General features: G+C 41.6%; 19 protein-coding genes. 1 reads left to right on the top strand and 18 read right to left on the bottom strand.

From position 1 onward, the window contains the following. Positions 1 to 13 precede the first annotated feature (13 nt). Positions 14 to 511: a Gx transporter family protein gene (locus LI126_RS07890; RefSeq protein ID WP_331469894.1), complete on the bottom strand. Its 498-nt coding sequence runs from the start codon at positions 509 to 511 to the stop codon at positions 14 to 16. Beyond that, entirely contained in the window at positions 501 to 878 is a 378-nt protein-coding gene (locus tag LI126_RS07885; protein ID WP_227165148.1) for a NusG domain II-containing protein, read from the bottom strand. The genes LI126_RS07890 and LI126_RS07885 overlap by 11 nt, the downstream gene beginning before the upstream one ends. Positions 879 to 1002: 124 nt before the next feature. On the opposite strand from LI126_RS07885, the gene LI126_RS07880 reads away from it, so the two are divergent. Continuing rightward, on the top strand, positions 1003 to 2004 hold the full coding sequence (locus LI126_RS07880) for an FAD:protein FMN transferase (protein ID WP_227165147.1): 1002 nt from the start codon (positions 1003 to 1005) through the stop codon (positions 2002 to 2004). A gap of 76 nt (positions 2005 to 2080) precedes the next feature. On the opposite strand, the gene LI126_RS07875 is transcribed toward LI126_RS07880, so the two are convergent. From LI126_RS07875 to LI126_RS07800, 16 genes are all read right to left on the bottom strand, one after another. Further along, a complete protein-coding gene (locus tag LI126_RS07875; RefSeq protein ID WP_227165146.1) occupies positions 2081 to 2878 on the bottom strand; it encodes an RnfABCDGE type electron transport complex subunit B in 798 nt (265 codons plus the stop codon). Positions 2879 to 2890: 12 nt separating this feature from the next. Then, positions 2891 to 3505, bottom strand: coding sequence for an electron transport complex protein RnfA (locus LI126_RS07870; protein WP_055163209.1), 615 nt, complete (start codon positions 3503 to 3505; stop codon positions 2891 to 2893). 15 nt (positions 3506 to 3520) lie between these two features. Beyond that, entirely contained in the window at positions 3521 to 4237 is a 717-nt protein-coding gene (gene rsxE / locus LI126_RS07865; RefSeq protein ID WP_227165145.1) for an electron transport complex subunit RsxE, read from the bottom strand. Further along, positions 4230 to 4844, bottom strand: coding sequence for an RnfABCDGE type electron transport complex subunit G (locus LI126_RS07860; protein ID WP_015529147.1), 615 nt, complete (start codon positions 4842 to 4844; stop codon positions 4230 to 4232). Before LI126_RS07860 ends, rsxE begins: the two co-directional genes overlap by 8 nt. Further along, positions 4844 to 5776: an RnfABCDGE type electron transport complex subunit D gene (locus LI126_RS07855; RefSeq protein WP_020436606.1), complete on the bottom strand. Its 933-nt coding sequence runs from the start codon at positions 5774 to 5776 to the stop codon at positions 4844 to 4846. The genes LI126_RS07860 and LI126_RS07855 overlap by 1 nt, the downstream gene beginning before the upstream one ends. A 16-nt stretch (positions 5777 to 5792) precedes the next feature. Further along, complete coding sequence (gene rsxC, locus LI126_RS07850; RefSeq protein ID WP_015529146.1) at positions 5793 to 7112, bottom strand: electron transport complex subunit RsxC; 1320 nt, start codon at positions 7110 to 7112, stop codon at positions 5793 to 5795. A gap of 197 nt (positions 7113 to 7309) precedes the next feature. Then, the gene (rpsA, locus tag LI126_RS07845) at positions 7310 to 8386 is read right to left on the bottom strand and encodes a 30S ribosomal protein S1 (RefSeq protein ID WP_020436604.1); all 1077 of its coding nucleotides are present in this window, start codon (positions 8384 to 8386) and stop codon (positions 7310 to 7312) included. Further along, positions 8367 to 9221: a 4-hydroxy-3-methylbut-2-enyl diphosphate reductase gene (gene ispH / locus LI126_RS07840; RefSeq protein ID WP_055145579.1), complete on the bottom strand. Its 855-nt coding sequence runs from the start codon at positions 9219 to 9221 to the stop codon at positions 8367 to 8369. Before ispH ends, rpsA begins: the two co-directional genes overlap by 20 nt. 20 nt (positions 9222 to 9241) lie before the next feature. Next, positions 9242 to 9901 (bottom strand): (d)CMP kinase, encoded by a 660-nt coding sequence (gene cmk, locus LI126_RS07835; RefSeq protein WP_015529143.1) that lies wholly within the window; start codon positions 9899 to 9901, stop codon positions 9242 to 9244. A 98-nt stretch (positions 9902 to 9999) separates the two neighbouring features. Then, positions 10000 to 11235 carry an NAD(P)/FAD-dependent oxidoreductase gene (locus LI126_RS07830; RefSeq protein ID WP_227165144.1) on the bottom strand — a complete coding sequence of 412 codons (1236 nt, stop codon included), beginning with the start codon at positions 11233 to 11235 and terminating at the stop codon, positions 10000 to 10002. Positions 11236 to 11238: 3 nt separating this feature from the next. Then, the gene (locus LI126_RS07825) at positions 11239 to 12192 is read right to left on the bottom strand and encodes a MurR/RpiR family transcriptional regulator (protein ID WP_172790467.1); all 954 of its coding nucleotides are present in this window, start codon (positions 12190 to 12192) and stop codon (positions 11239 to 11241) included. A gap of 94 nt (positions 12193 to 12286) precedes the next feature. Further along, complete coding sequence (locus LI126_RS07820) at positions 12287 to 14077, bottom strand: aminopeptidase P family protein (protein WP_227165143.1); 1791 nt, start codon at positions 14075 to 14077, stop codon at positions 12287 to 12289. Positions 14078 to 14265: 188 nt separating this feature from the next. Beyond that, on the bottom strand, positions 14266 to 15678 hold the full coding sequence (locus LI126_RS07815; protein WP_015529139.1) for an oxaloacetate decarboxylase subunit alpha: 1413 nt from the start codon (positions 15676 to 15678) through the stop codon (positions 14266 to 14268). 17 nt (positions 15679 to 15695) lie between these two features. Then, positions 15696 to 16847 carry a sodium ion-translocating decarboxylase subunit beta gene (locus LI126_RS07810; protein WP_015529138.1) on the bottom strand — a complete coding sequence of 384 codons (1152 nt, stop codon included), beginning with the start codon at positions 16845 to 16847 and terminating at the stop codon, positions 15696 to 15698. A 25-nt stretch (positions 16848 to 16872) separates the two neighbouring features. Further along, positions 16873 to 17241, bottom strand: a complete 369-nt coding sequence (locus tag LI126_RS07805) for a biotin/lipoyl-containing protein (protein WP_015529137.1) — start codon at positions 17239 to 17241, stop codon at positions 16873 to 16875. Positions 17242 to 17257: 16 nt separating this feature from the next. Then, positions 17258 to 18022: an OadG family transporter subunit gene (locus LI126_RS07800; RefSeq protein ID WP_227165142.1), complete on the bottom strand. Its 765-nt coding sequence runs from the start codon at positions 18020 to 18022 to the stop codon at positions 17258 to 17260. Between the last annotated feature and the right edge of the window lie 12 nt (positions 18023 to 18034).

Here is an 18034-nt window from a genome sequence, read left to right as displayed (position 1 = left end):
GCTTCCATAATAATTATACCAGAGAAATTCCCTGGATCCTTTTTAAAACTTCTTTTGCCACAAGTCCGATCAGCAGCCCGGTCACTTCTCCTGCCACTAACAAAACCGGCAGATAATACCCCACCTGATATGTCTGTACGACAACCATCGCAACAAAAAGCTGCCCGATATTATGCGCCGTACCTCCACCAATGCTGACTCCGGCAACACTGAACCAGCCTGATCTCTTAAGGAGGACCATAACAAGAAAACTCAAAAGTCCTCCTGCTAAACTATACAGAATACCAAACAGATTTCCGAACATGAAGCCCGATAAAATAATCCTTGTCACGGAAAGTGCCAGTGCCTCTCTTATCCCCATCTTGTACAGAACAAGAACTGTCATAAGATTCGCCAGACCAAGTTTTGCTCCCGGTATTCCGAAATTAATCGGAATCAAAAGTTCCACATAGCTAAAAATCAATGCCAATGCTGTAAATACGCCAAATATCGCTACTTTTCTACCGTGCAATCTCATCCACCTCCGGTTCCTCTCCGCCACGGATCGTTACTATAGTCTGATTCGGCAGGCAGATTATACTTTCCCCATCTCTTGAAATTGCTCTGTGGTTTACACAAATCTGATCCGGACAGTCAGCATCTTCCATACGAACCTTTCTGTCCTTTATGAGTACTTTGTTCTTATCATTTACATCAATTTCCTGATCCTGTTCCAAGCGGTATCTTCCATACAACTCGCCATTTACCTGAATCTCTACTTCACTGTATTCATCTGTAGTTTTTAAGAGCTGTAAACCAAACGTTAAAACAGCTATAAAAAAAATAGCTGCTGCAAATATCCAGTCATTCTTCTTCATTCCGCACCATCTTTCTTCCATAATGGTTTTGCTAATTCATCATAGCACAACCATATTTTGAATGCAACCACATGTTCGATTGTATTTTTATTCAAACCTCGTTATAATAAACACATCATTCATTTATATTAAGAACGGAGATTTTATGAAACACAAAAAAATACTGGCTTGTTTCCTTACATTTTCTTTTCTGCTGACCGGATGTTCCACAAAAGATCAGTCACAGTCGCTTTCTATGACAGGAACCTATTTCGACACCGTTGTTAAGATTGAAGTCTGGGGAGCAGATTCTAAGATCATGGATGGCTGCAAAGATATCTGTGAGAAATATGAACAACTTTTAAGTCCTACGATCGATTCCAGTGAAATCAGTCAGATCAATCAGGCACAAGGTGCCTCCGTTTCTGTATCGAAAGAAACTGCTGATTTAATTGAACTGGGAAAATATTATGGGGATCTTTCCGACGGAAAATTTGATATCACAATCGCTTCTGCCAGTGATCTTTGGAATTTTCATGATAATGCGGATCATAGCATCCCTGACGCAGAGCAGCTGTCCGAAGCAGTTACTCATATCAATTATAAAACTATAGAGGTCAACGGAACAACGGTAACAATGTCAGATCCTTATGCAAAGATTGATCTGGGTGGTATCGCCAAAGGCTATATTGCAGATCAGGTAAAGAATTATCTTGTAGAAGAAGGAATAGAACATGCCTATATCAATCTCGGTGGTAACATACTGACACTCGGTGGAAAAACGGATGGTTCCAACTTTCGGATCGGTATCCAGAAACCATTTGCAGAAGACGGGACAGTTATGGCTGTTCTTCCGGTATCTGATAAGTCCATCGTATCTTCCGGAAATTACGAACGATACTTTAAGAAAGACGGAAAGATTTACCATCATATCCTTGACCCTTCTACAGGATATCCAATAGAAAATAACTTAAACCAGGTCACGATCATCTCTGACAAATCGGTTGACGGGGACGCCTTAAGCACAACCTGTTATGCACTTGGACTGGATGAAGGATTAAAACTTATCCGAAGTATGGATAATATAGAGGCTGTATTTATTACCGATGACAATACGATTTATAAAAGCAGTGACTCTGTCGATTTAATCACTGATATTGATAACTAAAGAAAAGGAAGCTGACCATTTTAAATCTTCAGCTTCCTTTTCTGATCTCTTTTTTCAATAAAATCCTGTCGTATTATTAACGTAACGTAATAATCTTTCTCGGGCATTTTTCTACACAAACACCACACTCTGTACATTTATCTGCATCGATATGTGCAAGGAAATTCGTTACAGTGATCGCTCCTGCTTCACAGTTCTTCTCACAGAGACGACATCCGATACATCCGGCCTGACAGATTGTCAACTGTATTTTTCCTTTTGCATTGGAATTACAGCGTACAAATGTCTTCTGCTCATATGGAATCAGCTCGATCAGGTGTTTTGGACATGCTGCAATACATTTTCCACATGCTTTACATGCTTCTTTGTCAACAACAGCAATTCCATCTACTACATGAATTGCATCAAATGGACAGGCAGCAACACAAGAACCGAATCCAAGACATCCTGAATTACATCCCTTTGCTCCTCCATTCTGCATCATGCTTGCCATCGTACAATCCTGAATACCTGTGTAATCATAATCTAAAATTGCTTTTTCGCAGGTTCCGGCACATTTTACAAAAGCGGTCTGTCTCTCCTGTGTGCCTGCTGCAACACCCATGATATCACCGATCTTTGCAGCAACAGGTGCCCCACCAACCGGACATCCACTGACTTCTGCTTCACCTTTTACGATTGCAGCTGCAAGTCCTGAACAGCCTGCATAACCGCATCCACCACAGTTATTTCCCGGGAGAACGCCTAAAATCGCTTCTTCACGTTCATCTACTTTTACAGCAAACTTCTTACCTGCGATTCCGAGGAAAACACCGATGAATAAACCGGTTCCACCGACGACTACTGCCGCCAAAATAATTCCTGTCATACTCATTTGCTCTTCCTCCTAAATTAATCCCGAGAATCCGAAAAATGCAATTGCCATCAGTCCTGCTGTAACAAGCACGATCGGAGTCCCCTGAAATGACTCACTGATATCATTGTATTCAATCTTCTCGCGAATTCCGGCCATTAACACAATTGATACAAGGAATCCGACAGCTGTAGCAAATCCATTTACGACACCTGTGAGAAGCCCCATACCTGCACTCATGTCATCATAGTAGCCATTCTGTACGTTTGTCAGTGCTACTCCGAGAACTGCACAGTTCGTTGTGATCAGCGGAAGATATACACCGAGCGCATTGTATAATGATGGCATCGCCTTCTTTAAGAACATCTCTACAAACTGTACAAGTGCTGCGATAACAAGAATAAATACAATCGTATTCAGGTAAGATAATTCTCCTCCCATGATATTTGGATTTCCGAGAATAAACTTATAGATCAATCCAGTTACAAAAGATGCGATCGTAATAACGAATACAACCGCTCCGCCCATTCCGGCAGCAGTCTTCACATTCTTGGATACACCGAGGAACGGACATATACCAAGGAACTGGCTCAGGACAACATTATTTACAAATGCTGAACCAACTGCAATTAATAATAATTCTTTCACTTTCTGTCCCCTCCTTTATTCGTTCTTTGCGTCTTCTTCGCCTGTCGGGAAGATCTTTCCACTGCAGGATGAAGCATTCCCGCAGCTTGCACAGCCTTCTCCGCATCCGATTGTCTCCGGAACTTTCTTTCCTTTCTTTGCCATATTGTTCTTTACTTTATTCTGCAAAGCAACAAGACCAGCAAGGACAAAGAATGCTCCCGGTGCAAGGATGAAGATTGTCAGTGGCTCGTAAGATTCCGGCATGACACGGATATCAAAGATCTTACCTGCACCGATCAGTTCTCTGACAATACCAATTGCTGTAAGACCAACAGTAAATCCAAGTCCCATACCGATTCCATCAAAGATAGAAGGAAGAACCGGATTCTTTGAAGCATAACTCTCTGCTCTTCCGAGGATGATACAGTTTACAACGATCAGAGGAATATAAAGTCCCAGTGAATCATAAAGGCTTGGAACAAATCCTTCCATCAAGAACTGTACAATTGTTACGAAAGAAGCAACAATAACGATGAATGCCGGCATTCTGACAGAATCCGGAATAATCTTTCTCAACATAGAAATCAACATGTTAGACATGATCAATACAACTGTTGTAGAAAGTCCCATACCAACACCGTTGATCGCAGATGTTGTAACCGCAAGTGTAGGACACATACCAAGCATAAGAACGAAGGTCGGATTTTCTTTTACAAGGCCGTTATACAGCCGTTCTGTACATTTATTCATTACTTCCGCCTCCTAACTCATTTTGAAAATATACAAGTGCAGAGTCTACTGCATTTGTCACAGCATTGGTTGTGATCGTAGCACCACTGATGGCGTCGATCATGTCATCTCCTGACTCTCCTGTCTTTGTATATGTAAACTTTTCTACATTCTTATCTTTAAACTGATCTTTGAAATCTGCTTCCTTAGCTTTCATTCCAAGACCTGCTGTCTCACTGATACTGAGCATCTCAATACCTGTTACTGTTCCATCTTCCCTGATACCTACAGAAATATCAATATCTCCGCCGTATCCTTCATGTGATGTAACATTTACGACATAACCAACCGTCTCACCGGAAGCGTCTTTTCCCTCAGCCACCTCAGAAATATCATCTGAAGTGTATCCATTTTCTTTCAGAAGAGCGGAAGCTGCATCAGCATCAAATTCTGTATCCGATTCAAATGTCTCTGCATCTGAAAGGACAGAACGAAATGCTTCCTGTTTTGCCTTCTCCTGTGCTTTCGCGATCGGATCTTTTGTCACACCATATACAACTCCGAGAAGGAGACCTGCAACAACAGTGATTGCTGTCAGAATCAACGTGTTTTTAACAATTTTATTCATTACTTTTCTCCTCCTTTACCAAATGGTTTTGGAAGAGTAACCTTCTCGATCAACGGAACTAAAAGGTTACTGATGATGATCGCATAGGAAACTCCTTCTGCTGATCCACCAAAAAGACGGAACAGACCCGTCAGACATCCAAGACAGATTCCAAAAAGGATCTTTCCTTTGCTCGTAATCGGAGATGTTACATAATCTGTTGCCATAAACCATGCTCCAAGCATCAGACCACCACCACAAAGATGCGCTGTGATGTACTGAGGATCGAATCCATGTCCTCCAAACAATGTGATAAAAATCACAAATGTCACAATGTAAGTTCCAGGAATTCTAAGATCAATTACACCCATAAGAATCAGGAACATTGCACCGATCATAATTGCAACTACAGAAGTCTCTCCGATTGTTCCTCTGATATTTCCGAGAAGCATAGACAATGTATTCACTGTTTCTCCTGCTTTCAGTTCTGCCAGAGGAGTCGGTCCTGTCACTCCGTCGTAAACAAAATAAGTCATCTTTCCTGCAAAACAGATCAGCAGAAAACAACGTGCTCCCAATGCAGGGTTCATGAAGTTCTGTCCAAGTCCTCCAAACAACTGTTTCACAACAATGATGGCAAATACTGCACCAAGCACACCCATCCACCACGGGAGTGTCGGAGGAAGATTCAATGCGAGCAGAAGTCCTGTTACAACCGCACTGAAATCATTGATCGTAATTGGCTTATGCATTAATTTTTCATAAAGATACTCAGATAAAACAGCCGCTGCCGTTGTAACAACTACAAGAATCCAGGCATTCTCATGACGGAAATTCCAGATTCCGAAAAATGTAGCCGGAAGAAGTGCGATCACAACATAAAGCATAATGTTGCTGCTTGTCACTTTATCACGGATATGCGGCGAAGAAGATACGTTATATTTCTCGTTCACTTTACTTCAACCTCTCTTATTTCTTCTTTCTATTCGCCAATGCTGTCTTACGCATTGAACCAATTGCCTGTTTCAGCTGACGTTTCGCCGGACAGACATAACTGCAGGAACCACATTCCACACATTCCAATCCATTCCATGCAACAAAAGATGCCTCATCTTTTCTCTTTGAAAAGTCTGCAAGTCTGGATGGAATAATTCTGCTTGGACAGATCTCCACACATCTTCCACAGTTAATACATGCAGTCTCAAGACTCTTTGCCACAACGTCTTCTTTAAAAAGCAGAATAGAGGAAGAAGTCTTTGTAACCGGTGCATCCATTGTCACCATGGCAAATCCCATCATCGGTCCTCCGGAGATCAGTTTCTGCGGTTCCGCTTTCAAACCTCCTGCTGCCTCAACCAGCTCTCTGTGGTTTATTCCAAAAGGAGCCATAAAGTTTCCTGGTTTTTCGACTGCATCGCCGCTCACTGTAACAACACGTTCCATCAACGGTTTTCCTTTGATTACCGCATTGTGGATTCCAATCAAAGTCTCCACGTTATCAACAATACATCCTGCATCTGCCGGAAGCATGGTAGAATTGATTGCTCGTTTTGTCACTGCATAGATCAACTGACGTTCTGCCCCCTGTGGATATTTTGTCATCAATGCTTTCACATCAATTCTTGGTTCGCCGGCAACTGCTTTCTGTAACTTTTCAATACAATCTTTCTTGTTATCCTCTACAGCAAAAACACCTCTTGCATTTGGGAATAAAGAAAGGATGACCTTCATTCCGCTGACAAGATCTTCTGTATACTCGAGCATTCTTCTGTAATCTGCAGTGATATAAGGTTCACACTCAGCACAGTTTGCAATAATATATTCTATCTTATCCGGTTCCTTCGGAGAAAGCTTTACCTTTGTAGGGAATCCTGCACCACCCATTCCTACGATTCCGGCATCTCCAATCTTATTAATGATTTCTTCCCTTGTCATCTCTTCCAAAGGCTTTACCGGTTCATATTCAACTTCCTTATACTCTCCATCGTTTTCTACAACAATGCACTCCACCTGGGATCCAGTTGGATTAAAACGTTGTTCCAATCCTTTCACTTTACCGGAGACAGATGAATAGATCGGAGAAGATACAAATCCTCCCGCTTCAGCAATCAACTGTCCTTTCAGCACACAATCGCCTTTCTTAACTACCGGTTTAGCCGGTGCTCCTATATGCTGTGAAAGTGGATAGACCAGTTCACCCTGAGGTACTACAGGTCTGATTGGCTGATCCTTTGAAAAACGTTTTCCATCATCTGGATGGATTCCGCCTTTAAATGTCAAAAGCCCCATCTCATTTCCTTCCTTTCTTTTATCATTGTCATTACAACAATAATATTTTAATTTTGTAATACTTATTTTACTAGAATGCGCTCTGAAAATCTAGCAAATATGTAATAATTCTTGTATCTTTCGCTATACATCTTGTCGAATTTTTAACAGAAAAAGAACCTGCCAATGGCAGGTTCTTCTAAAAAATAATTTATATCTTATTCCTCTGTCTCTCCAGCGTTGTCAGCCTCAAGAGCTTTCATGCTCAGGCTGATCTTCTTCTCTGCTTCGTTAAGATCAACGATCTTAGCTGTGATTTCCTGTCCGATTGCAAGAACATCAGATGGTTTCTCAACATGAGCTCTTGAAATCTGGGATACATGAAGAAGTGCGTCAACTCCCGGTGCAAGTTCTACGAATGCACCAAAGTCTGTCATACGTGCAACTTTTCCTGTAACTACTGTACCTACAGCGAAATCTTCTGCTGCATTTACCCATGGATTTGTCTCTGGGAATTTCAGGCTGAGCGCAATCTTTGTATCATGAATGTCTTTTACAAGAACTTTCAGTGTATCTCCTACATGGAATACTTTCTTCGGATTGTCAACTCTTCCCCATGACATCTCTGAGATGTGAAGAAGTCCGTCAACACCACCAAGGTCAACGAATGCTCCGAAATCTGTTACATTCTTAACAGTTCCTTCTACTGTATCACCAACATTGAGTTTCGCGAACAGCTCTTTCTGCTTCTCAGCACGCTCTGCTACAAGAAGCTGTCTTCTATCACCGATCACACGGTTTCTTCTCGGGTTGAACTCGCTGATTACGAATTCGATTTCCTGTCCTTCATACTTGCTGAGATCTTTCTCATAAGAATCGGAAACAAGGCTTGCCGGGATAAATACTCTTACTTCATCAACTGTTGTACAAATACCGCCGCCAAGAATCTGTGTAACTGTAGCTTTCAGCACTTCGTGGTTTTCATATGCTTCGCGCAGTCTCTCATTTCCTTTTTCTGCAGCCAGTCTCTTATATGTAAGAAGAACCTGACCCTCTCCGTCATTTACTTTCAGTACCTTAACTGTCATTGTATCACCTACGGATACAACTGTTGTAAGGTCAAGAGACTGATCGTTGGAATATTCGCTCTTTGTGATGATACCGTCTGCTTTATATCCAATGTTCAGGATAATCTCATCCGGTTTCACGTCGATTACTGTACCTTCGACAACCTCTCCATTGTGAATTGTTTTAAATGACTCTTCTAACATCTGTTCAAAAGATAATTCTGACATTATTTTGAACCTCCTCAATTATATTGTTGGGCGTGGATGCCCCTGCTGTAATACCTACCGTTTCCACTGACCCTAATTGATTCAAATCCAAATCGCCAAGTGTCTGTATATAGTACGTATTGTTACATGCTTTGCGGCATATTTCAAATAACTTCTGGGTATTGGAACTATGTTTGTCACCAATAACGATCATAGCATCCACCGTCTCTGCTATGCTCTGCGCTTCTGTCTGGCGCTCCTTCGTAGCATTACAGATTGTATTTAAAACACTTACATCATAACTCTTTTTTTCAAGAATTTCAACTAATTCTTTAAATTTATTGTAATTAAATGTCGTCTGGGCAACGATACAAATCTTTTTCCCCTGCTCACAAGAATAATTTTCTGCTTCTTCCTTTGTCTGAAAGACCTCTACATGGTCTCCTGCCCAGCCCTTAATTCCCTGAACCTCCGGATGTTCCGGATTTCCAATGATAATAATATTCTCGCCCATCTCACTGTGTTTCTGCACGATATTATGGATTTTCTTAACAAATGGACACGTAGCATCTACAATCTGGATTTTCTTACTTTCCAATCTGTCATACACATCTTTTGCCACCCCATGAGAGCGGATAATAACAGTTCCCCTTTCCAGTGTATCCAGCTCTTCTTCGCTGCGAAGGACGATCACACCTTTCTGCTCCAGATCTTTCACCACTTCTTCATTATGGATAATCGGACCATACGTATAGATCGGAAGATTCTGATTCTCTTTCACCTGTTCGTAAACTGTATCCACTGCACGCTTAACGCCGAAACAAAATCCAGCTGATTTCGCCTTTATTACTTTCATTCTATCCAACTCCTGCAAATTTATCTATGACAATATCTGGAAATCGTGTTTACAACTTCTTTCAGTGTCATATCCGAACTGTCAACAAGTATCGCATCCTCTGCTTTTTTCAGTGGCGCGATTTTTCTTGTCATATCACGGTAGTCTCTTTCTTCAATATCTTTCTCTATCTCTTTCAGATCGCACTGCACTCCCTTTTCAACAAGCTCTTTATATCTTCTCTTTGCTCTGATTTCTACGCTTGCTGTAAGATAGATTTTTACATCTGCATCTGGAAGCACATGGGTACCAATGTCTCTTCCATCCATGATCACATCCTTCTCTCTTGCAAGCGTTCTCTGAAGTTCCAGGAGTTTTCCTCTGACTTCCGGAATCGCAGATGTCATAGAAGCCATATTTCCAACTTCTTCTGTACGAAGCTTTGCTGTAACATTCTCTCCGTTTACATAGATCTGCTGGATTCCGCTTTCATAACCAATCGTTACTTCCACATCTTTGCAGGCCTCTATAATCTTTTCTGTATCTTTTGGATCAATTCCAAGATTCAGAAAGTGAATGGCCAATCCACGGTACATTGCGCCGGTATCTACATAAATATATCCGTTTTCTTTTGCAACCTGCTTTGCAATTGTACTTTTCCCTGCCCCTGCCGGTCCATCGATTGCTACATTATATCCCATTTTTATTCCTCCATCTTTTCTTTCTACATTCCATTTTCAAATCTAACAGTAACATCTATTCTTCCTGTCACAGGATTCAGACATTCCCCAGTAAAATTTCAATCACATCCTGCGTTAATTCCGGCAAGATACCCTGTTGACCACGCAATCTGAAGATTATATCCTCCGGTCACTGCATCAAGATCAAGCACCTCTCCGGCGAAATATAATCCTTTCATTTTTTTTGATTCCATTGTTCCCGGATCGATCTCCTTTACAGATACTCCGCCTTTTGTAATGATTGCTTCATTATAACTGCGAAGCCCTGTCAATGTCATTGTAAAATCCTTGATCAGATGAACCAGTCTCTGTCGTTCTTCTTTTGTAATCTCATTCACTTTTTTCTCAGGTTCAATCTCCGAGAGTTCTATCATAACGGGCTTTAATTTTGCCGGAAAGAGTGAATCGATTGAATTTTTATACTGTTTATTATGGTTTGCATCAAACTCTCTGAGGATTCTTTTATCAAGTTGTTCCTCACTCAATGCCGGTTTTAAGTCTATATGAAGTGTAAGTTCTTTTTTTCTTAAAATTTTTCCCACCACACTGCTCGCGCTCAGAATAACCGGTCCTGTTACACCATAATGTGTAAAAAGCATTTCTCCGAATTCTTCGTAGAGTTTTTTCTTCCCATCTGTGATACAAATTTCTATATTTCGAAGAGATAATCCCTGCAATTCTTTCGCATACCATTGTCTGACTTCCATCGGTACAAGTGATGGAAGGAGTTCTGTCACTCTATGCCCTGTTTCTTTCGCAAAACGATATCCATCGCCTGTAGAACCCGTAGAAGGATAGGAAATACCACCTGTCGCAACAATCACAGCATCTGCCTTCATTTTCTTTCCATTAGTTAATAAAACCCCGCACACTTTATCCTGTTCACAAAGCAGTTCTCTCACCTCTGTGTGAAGAGAAACAGCTACTCCTAATGATTTTAACTCTCTTGAAAATGCTGCGATCACATCAGAAGAATGATCTGAAACAGGGAAAACTCGTTCTCCACGTTCAATTTTCGTCTTCACACCAAGTTCTTCAAAGAAATCGATCACCTGCTGATTTGTAAAACTGTAAAATCCACTGTATAAAAATTTCGGATTACTTGTCACCGCCGTAAATAAATCTTCTATATCAGCGGCATTCGTTATATTGCAGCGTCCTTTTCCTGTAATGAACAGCTTTTTCCCAAGCTTTTCATTCTTCTCAAGCAACTGAACATTCTGACCATTTCTTGCAGCGAAAACTGCCGCCATCATCCCGGCAGCCCCGCCGCCCACTACGATCACATTACTCATGCTCTATTCTTCTCCTTTATTCTGTCTGTAAGACTCGTTCGTTCCTGCGCTGCCACCTTCCTGGCTGCTTTCTTCTCCGCTGTAAACCTGATATTCACCCCAGATTTTCTCCAGAGTCTCTAATGTCGAGACAACTTCTTTCTGTTTTTTCATACAGATTGCAACAATCAGAGCATTGATCACACTCAATGGTGCAACAAGTGAATCGACAATAGATGCCATATCACTTCTTGCGATCAGATTGCAGGAAGAATACTGATTCATAGGTGAATGGATACTGTCAGTAAGTGTGATTACTTTTGCCTTTCTATTGTTCGCAAATTCCAATGCTTTCAATGTTCTCATCGAATATCTTGGGAAACTGATTCCTATAATCACATCTCCTTCCCCGATTCGAATGATCTGTTCAAAAATCTCACTGGAACTGTTTGTATTTACTGTAATTACATTGTCGCATACAAGATTCAGATAAAATCCCATAAAAGAAGCAAGTGGTGCACAGCTTCTGATTCCCACAACATAGATTCTCTTTGCTTCTAAAAGGGTATCAATCGCCCAGTTAAATGCCTTATGATCGATTGCAGACAAGGTCATCTTGATTTTCTCAATGTCTGACTGAAGAACTGTTTCAAGGATCTCACTCTGTGTAATTCGTCCATAGGTCACTTCCATACGCTGGATTGAATTCAACTTATTACGGACAAGTTCCTCCAATGCTTTCTGAAATTCCGGGTATCCCCTATATCCAAGCTGGGTTGCAAATCGTACAACCGTAGATTCACTGACACCCACAATCTCTCCAAGACGCGCCGCTGTCAGAAATACAGCCTTATCATAATTTTCTTTCACATATTCTGCAAGGCGCTTCTGCCCCTTGCTCATCTTCTCATATTTTGCTTCGATCCTTCCGATCAGCTCATTCATATTCGCTTCAATATTGCGTTCTGATGTTTCCATTCTTTTACACTATTCCTAATCCCTAAATATTTCATTATCCGTCCATCAGCTTCAACAGATACATAAGAGTTCTGTCATACCTCTGCTTTGCTGATTACTTCACAGCCCGCGTGTACTCTTTCAGCCAGATTCGTTCTTCCTCTGAAAGGTAAGGGGACACTTTTTCATAAACCTGCTTATGATAATGATTCAGCATTTCTTTCTCTTCTGTACTCATTTTCTCCGGCAAGATTGCATCCAGATCAATTGGTACATAAGTAAGAATTTCAAAATTCATAAACTGTCCATACTCATTCTTAACTGTTTTTCTGACAAGCAGCTCATTTTCCAGACGAATTCCATGGGAACCCTCAATATAGATCCCCGGTTCATCTGTAATCACCATATTTTCTTCCAATGCCGGAGCCGGTCTCTCTCCCTCTTTCCAACGGAAATTGATCGGTCCTTCATGGATATTCAATAAATAACCAACACCATGCCCCGTCCCATGATTAAAGTTTAATCCTTCTTTCCAAAAGACCTCTCTTGCAATACAATCCAGATTCGCACCACTGCATCCATAGAGAAATACAGTGTTTGCCAGACGCAGCATTGCTCTTGCAACCATTGTGAAATGTTCTTTTTCAATATTCCCCACTTCTCCAAGTGCAACCGTACGCGTAATGTCGGTAGACCCTTCCAGGTAATGACCTCCTGTATCTGTCATGAAAAGCTTTCCTTCTTTTAAAGGGACATTGCTTTTCTCATCCGCACTATAATGAACAATTGCCCCATGTTCTCCATATGCACTGATCGGGCCAAAACTTGGTCCGAGGAAATGCTCCTGCTCTGCACGTAATCCTTCCAGCCTGGCAGAAGCAGACAACTCTGTAATCTCCACTCTGCCAATATTCTTCTTTAACCAGTACATAAACTTTGTATGTGCAACAGCATCCTTCAAATGCGCTTTTCTCAAATTCTCTGCCTGTGTTTCATTTTTAACTGACTTCATCAGGATTTCCGGGTTCTGCTTATCAACAATCACCGTCTCTTTGGAAATGGCCTGATAAAGACTATAATTCATGATTGCAGAATCCAGAAGAAGCTTATCTTCTGATGTCATTTCTGAAACTTTGCGATAAATATCCTCATACGGATAAATCTTCACTTGATTTTCTGCTAACAAATTTATAATATCGTCAGAGAATTTTCTAATGTCAGCAAACAGCTCAACTGAATTATTATAAACGATTGCGTAAGAAAGAACAAGTGGACAATATGCAATATCATTTCCTCTTATATTTAAAAGCCATGCAATATCATCAAGACTCGATAAAACATGTGCATTGCATCCATTTTCTTTCATCACTTCTCTGACTCGTTCTAATTTGGATCCAATTTTTTCGCCTGTATATTCATCTTCTAGAGAAAATACAGGTTCCATAGACATTTCAGGTCTTTCCTTCCAGATATTCTGTGCAAAATCTAAGCGGTATTTCAATGATGCGCCATTCTCGTCTGCGATATGACAATATCGTTTTCCTTGTGCATAAGTCACTGTACGACCATCAAATCCCAGAACATCCCCTTCTTTCAGCTCACTTTTTAAAAATTCTTCTATCGTTGGAACATCAGATTCTCCTGATTTATAGAGCGTGATCCCGCTCCCCTTCAACTGAGCTTCTGCCTGAATAAAATATCTTCCATCTGTCCAGAGTCCCGCTTTATCCTTTGTAAAAACTGCGGTACCTGCTGATCCTGTAAAGCCCGTTATATATTCGCGGAATTTAAAATAATCACCGACGTATTCACTGTGATGATAGTCATCTGTAGGGATGATATAGCAGTCTATTTTCTGCTGTTCCATTACATTTCGTAATCGCTCTATTCTGTCTAAAACACTCATATCTGCCTCCATATATTCCAACAATCAAACTCATATTATAAAAAACTTGATTATTCAAAATTGTACACATCTATGATACCACCAAATAAATTTCCTTACAAATGAAAAAGACCAGAAAACACAAATCTTTCAATCTGTTATCTTCTGGTCTTTCTATTCAATTCATAATCTAACTAAATCAGTCAGGATTATACCGGATAAGATCCGTTCTCTGTATCTGCTACTGTAGCATCTACTTTTGTCTGCTGAGCCTGTCTGTATTTGAAGAAGTCAACAGCAACCTGTGGGAACAGTGCATATGTCAGTACATCCTCATCCTGCTGGATCCACTGTGCACACTCTTTACGAAGTGTATCAAGCTCATCCGGGATAAGATCTGCCGGACGGCAAGTGATCGGTTCTTCATCTCCAAGAGCCTTCTTCTGAAGTTCTGGATCAACCGGTTTTGTTGTCTTACCGTATTTACCTGCAAGTACATCCTTTGTCTCTTTTGTGATCATCTTATAACGCTCACCCATCAGTACGTTGAACACAGCCTGTGTTCCAACGATCTGTGAAGATGGTGTAACAAGCGGTGGCTCACCAAGATCTTTACGTACACGCGGTACTTCTTCAAGTACTTCGTAGAACTTATCTTCTGCTCCCTGCTCTTTCAGCTGGGATGTCAGGTTGGAAAGCATTCCTCCCGGTACCTGATACAGAAGAGTCTTGATATTAACACCAAGGTTCTTCGGATTGAGCAGTCCGCTCTCAAGAGCATCGTCACGGATTGGACGGAAGTAATCAGCAATCTCTGCAAGGAGACTCTGATCAAGTCCTGTATCGTATGGTGTTCCCTTGAATGTCTCAACCATAACTTCTGTAGCCGGCTGAGATGTTCCAAGTGCGAATGGAGACATTGCTGTATCGATGATGTCAGCTCCTGCCTCTACAGCTTTCATGTATGTCATAGAAGCAACACCTGATGTGTAGTGTGTATGCATCTCAATCGGGATATTTACTGCATCTTTCAATGCCCCAACAAGCTCTGTTGTCTTATATGGAACAAGAAGTCCTGCCATATCCTTAACACAGATTGAGCTTGCACCCATATCTTCGATTCTCTTCGCAAGGTCTACCCAGTACTCCATTGTGTAAGCATCACCGAGTGTATAAGACATTGCAACCTGTGCATGAGCTTTCTCTTTGTTCGCAGCCTTTACAGCTGTCTGAAGATTTCTCATGTCGTTGAGACAGTCGAAAATACGAATGATATCGATTCCGTTTGCCACAGATTTCTGTACGAAATACTCTACAACATCATCAGCGTATGGACGATATCCAAGGATATTCTGTCCACGGAACAGCATCTGAAGTTTTGTATTCTTGAATCCATCACGGAACTTTCTAAGTCTCTCCCATGGATCTTCTTTCAGGAAACGGAGGGAAGCATCGAATGTTGCTCCACCCCAGCACTCTACAGCATGATATCCAACCTTGTCCATCTTCTCAACGATTGGCATCATCTGCTCTGTTGTCATTCTGGTAGCAATCAGAGACTGATGTGCATCACGCAGAATAGTTTCTACTATTTTAACTGGTTTTTTTTCAATTTCTGCCATTTATTTATCCTCCTAATTTACTTAACGCCGAAAATAGCCATAAATGTTCCGGCTGCTACTGCAGTACCGATAACTCCGGCAACGTTCGGTCCCATTGCATGCATAAGAAGGAAGTTTGTAGGATCTGCCTCAGCACCAACCTTCTGAGATACACGGGCTGCCATAGGAACCGCAGATACACCAGCGGAACCAATCAGCGGGTTAACCTTACCATGTGTAAGGACGCACATTAACTTACCGAAGAGAACTCCGGCAGCTGTACCGAATGCAAATGCTATAAGACCAAGGATAACGATCTTGATTGTATTCCAGTTCAGGAATGCTTCAGCACTTGTTGTAGCACCTACAGATGTACCAAGAAGAATAACTACGATGTACATCAGGGCATTGGAAGCTGTCTCTGTCAGCTGTCTTACAACTCCACACTCTTTGAACAGGTTACCAAGCATCAGCATACCAACAAGCGGAGCTGTTGTAGGAAGAATCACACATACAACGATTGTAACGATAACCGGGAAGAGGATTCTCTCAAGCTTAGAAACCGGGCGAAGCTGATCCATCTTGATCTTTCTTTCCTTCTCTGTTGTGAGAAGTTTCATGATCGGTGGCTGGATGATCGGCACAAGTGACATATAGGAGTATGCTGCTACGGCGATCGGTCCCATGATAGCTGTCTGCTGCAGTTTACCTGCAAGGAAGATAGATGTCGGGCCGTCAGCTCCACCGATGATGGAGATAGCAGCTGCTGCTTTGTCTGAAAATCCAAGAGCCATAGCTCCAAGATAAGCTGCGAAAATACCGAACTGAGCTGCTGCACCAAGCAGGAAACTCTTCGGGTTTGCGATCAGCGGACCAAAGTCTGTCATCGCTCCAACTCCAAGGAAGATCAGAGAAGGAAGGATGGACCACTCGTCAAGCTGATAAAAGTAATACAGAAGTCCACCAGTTCCGTTCGCTGCATCCTCAGCATGAAGCATAATATCCGGATAGATATTTACAAGCAACATACCAAAGGCAATTGGAACAAGAAGCAGTGGCTCAAATTCGTGGCGAATTGCCAGATAGAGAAACACGCAGGCAACAGCAATCATGATCAGGTTACCAAATGTAAGATTCATGAACGCTGTCTGTTCTACGAGGTTTCCCAATGTATTTGAAATATATTCCATTTGTAAAAACCTCCTGGTTCAGTTACTAGTTTAATGTAGCAAGTACAGCTCCTGATTCAACAGCATCACCTACTGCCACATCAATGCTGGCAATAGTTCCTGCCTCTGGGGCAACAACTGGGATCTCCATCTTCATTGCTTCAATGATAATAACTGTATCTCCAGCCTCTACCTTCTGTCCAACAGATGTAGGAACCTGGAATACTTTACCTGCTGCTCCAGCTTTTACCTGGATGCTTCCAGCGCCTGCTGCCGCTTTCGGTGCTGCTGCCGGAGCTGCCGGTGCTGCTGCTCTAGGTGCTGCAACCGGTGCTGCTGCCGGTGCGCCTGCACCATTCTCTTCTACTGTTACATCATATACATTTCCGTTTACTGTGATTGTATAGTTTTTCATCTAATTATCCTCCTGATTAATTCCATCTGTTTGATTTTCTTCTCTTAATAGAACGAACAACAAATCCATCTGTAGAAGTTCCCTCTGCTGCTGCAATTGCTGCTGCGATTACTGCTACAAGTTCTGCATCATCTTCTGCTGCAGCTACCGGTGCTGGAGCTGCCTGTACAGGTGCTTCCTTCTTCTCTTCCACTTTCTTATCTTTATTTGCCAACTTCTCCTGAAGTTTCGGAATGTATCCAAGCAGATAAATAATGAATGAAATGAAAATCAATACAACGAATACAGTTCCCATACCAAGTACCGTATTCAGACCGGCTTTCTCAAGGATTTCTCCTGTTGAATAATGAGCAGAAACATCCATACTCTCCATGTTGCCCTTTTCGTCAAAACTGAAGACGATGTCTGCATCTCTGTTTTCATATTTTGCTTCAGATGTGAGTGAAACTCCATCGTTCTTTACTTCCATTGTCCAGTCGCCATGTTCAACATAAGCACCGCACTCTTCTTCTGCTGCTTCCCAGGAGCTGATCATTGTAAGGAAGTCCTCTCCATCAACCGGAAGTCCTGCATTCATAAGCTGTGTGTCAAGCTGAAGATCACGCATATCAGAAAAGCTGTCAAGCTGCTCTGTTGTCATCGCTTCGAAATTCTGAACAACAAACTCAGCATACTGTTCTAATGTTACCTGATCATATTCTGTTGTCTCAGACTTACCACATCCTGTGAAGCTAAGAACGAGAATGAGGATAAGTCCTAATAAACTGATTTTTTTCTTCACTTCGCCTCACCT

Source organism: Mediterraneibacter sp. 210702-DFI.5.30, assembly GCF_020560115.1.
GTDB classification, from domain to species: Bacteria; Bacillota; Clostridia; order Lachnospirales; family Lachnospiraceae; genus Mediterraneibacter; species Mediterraneibacter faecis.
The sequence above is the reverse complement of the archived record's forward strand: the minus strand, read 5'-3'. Positions and strand labels throughout refer to the sequence as shown.

Bases quoted from the DNA above. Each gene is read 5' to 3' on its own strand.
- LI126_RS07830 (WP_227165144.1), bottom strand. From the start codon at position 11,235: ATGAGTAATGTGATCGTAGTGGGCGGCGGGGCTGCCGGGATGATGGCG.
- rpsA (WP_020436604.1), bottom strand. From the start codon at position 8,386: ATGTCAGAATTATCTTTTGAACAGATGTTAGAAGAGTCATTTAAAACA.
- rsxC (WP_015529146.1), bottom strand. From the start codon at position 7,112: ATGGGGCTTTTGACATTTAAAGGCGGAATCCATCCAGATGATGGAAAA.
- LI126_RS07810 (WP_015529138.1), bottom strand. From the start codon at position 16,847: ATGGAATATATTTCAAATACATTGGGAAACCTCGTAGAACAGACAGCG.
- cmk (WP_015529143.1), bottom strand. From the start codon at position 9,901: ATGGGATATAATGTAGCAATCGATGGACCGGCAGGGGCAGGGAAAAGT.
- LI126_RS07860 (WP_015529147.1), bottom strand. From the start codon at position 4,844: ATGAATAAAATTGTTAAAAACACGTTGATTCTGACAGCAATCACTGTT.
- LI126_RS07880 (WP_227165147.1), top strand. From the start codon at position 1,003: ATGAAACACAAAAAAATACTGGCTTGTTTCCTTACATTTTCTTTTCTG.
- LI126_RS07820 (WP_227165143.1), bottom strand. From the start codon at position 14,077: ATGAGTGTTTTAGACAGAATAGAGCGATTACGAAATGTAATGGAACAG.
- LI126_RS07815 (WP_015529139.1), bottom strand. From the start codon at position 15,678: ATGGCAGAAATTGAAAAAAAACCAGTTAAAATAGTAGAAACTATTCTG.
- LI126_RS07885 (WP_227165148.1), bottom strand. From the start codon at position 878: ATGGAAGAAAGATGGTGCGGAATGAAGAAGAATGACTGGATATTTGCA.
- LI126_RS07805 (WP_015529137.1), bottom strand. From the start codon at position 17,241: ATGAAAAACTATACAATCACAGTAAACGGAAATGTATATGATGTAACA.
- ispH (WP_055145579.1), bottom strand. From the start codon at position 9,221: ATGAAAGTAATAAAGGCGAAATCAGCTGGATTTTGTTTCGGCGTTAAG.
- rsxE (WP_227165145.1), bottom strand. From the start codon at position 4,237: ATGAATAAATGTACAGAACGGCTGTATAACGGCCTTGTAAAAGAAAAT.
- LI126_RS07825 (WP_172790467.1), bottom strand. From the start codon at position 12,192: ATGGAAACATCAGAACGCAATATTGAAGCGAATATGAATGAGCTGATC.
- LI126_RS07875 (WP_227165146.1), bottom strand. From the start codon at position 2,878: ATGAGTATGACAGGAATTATTTTGGCGGCAGTAGTCGTCGGTGGAACC.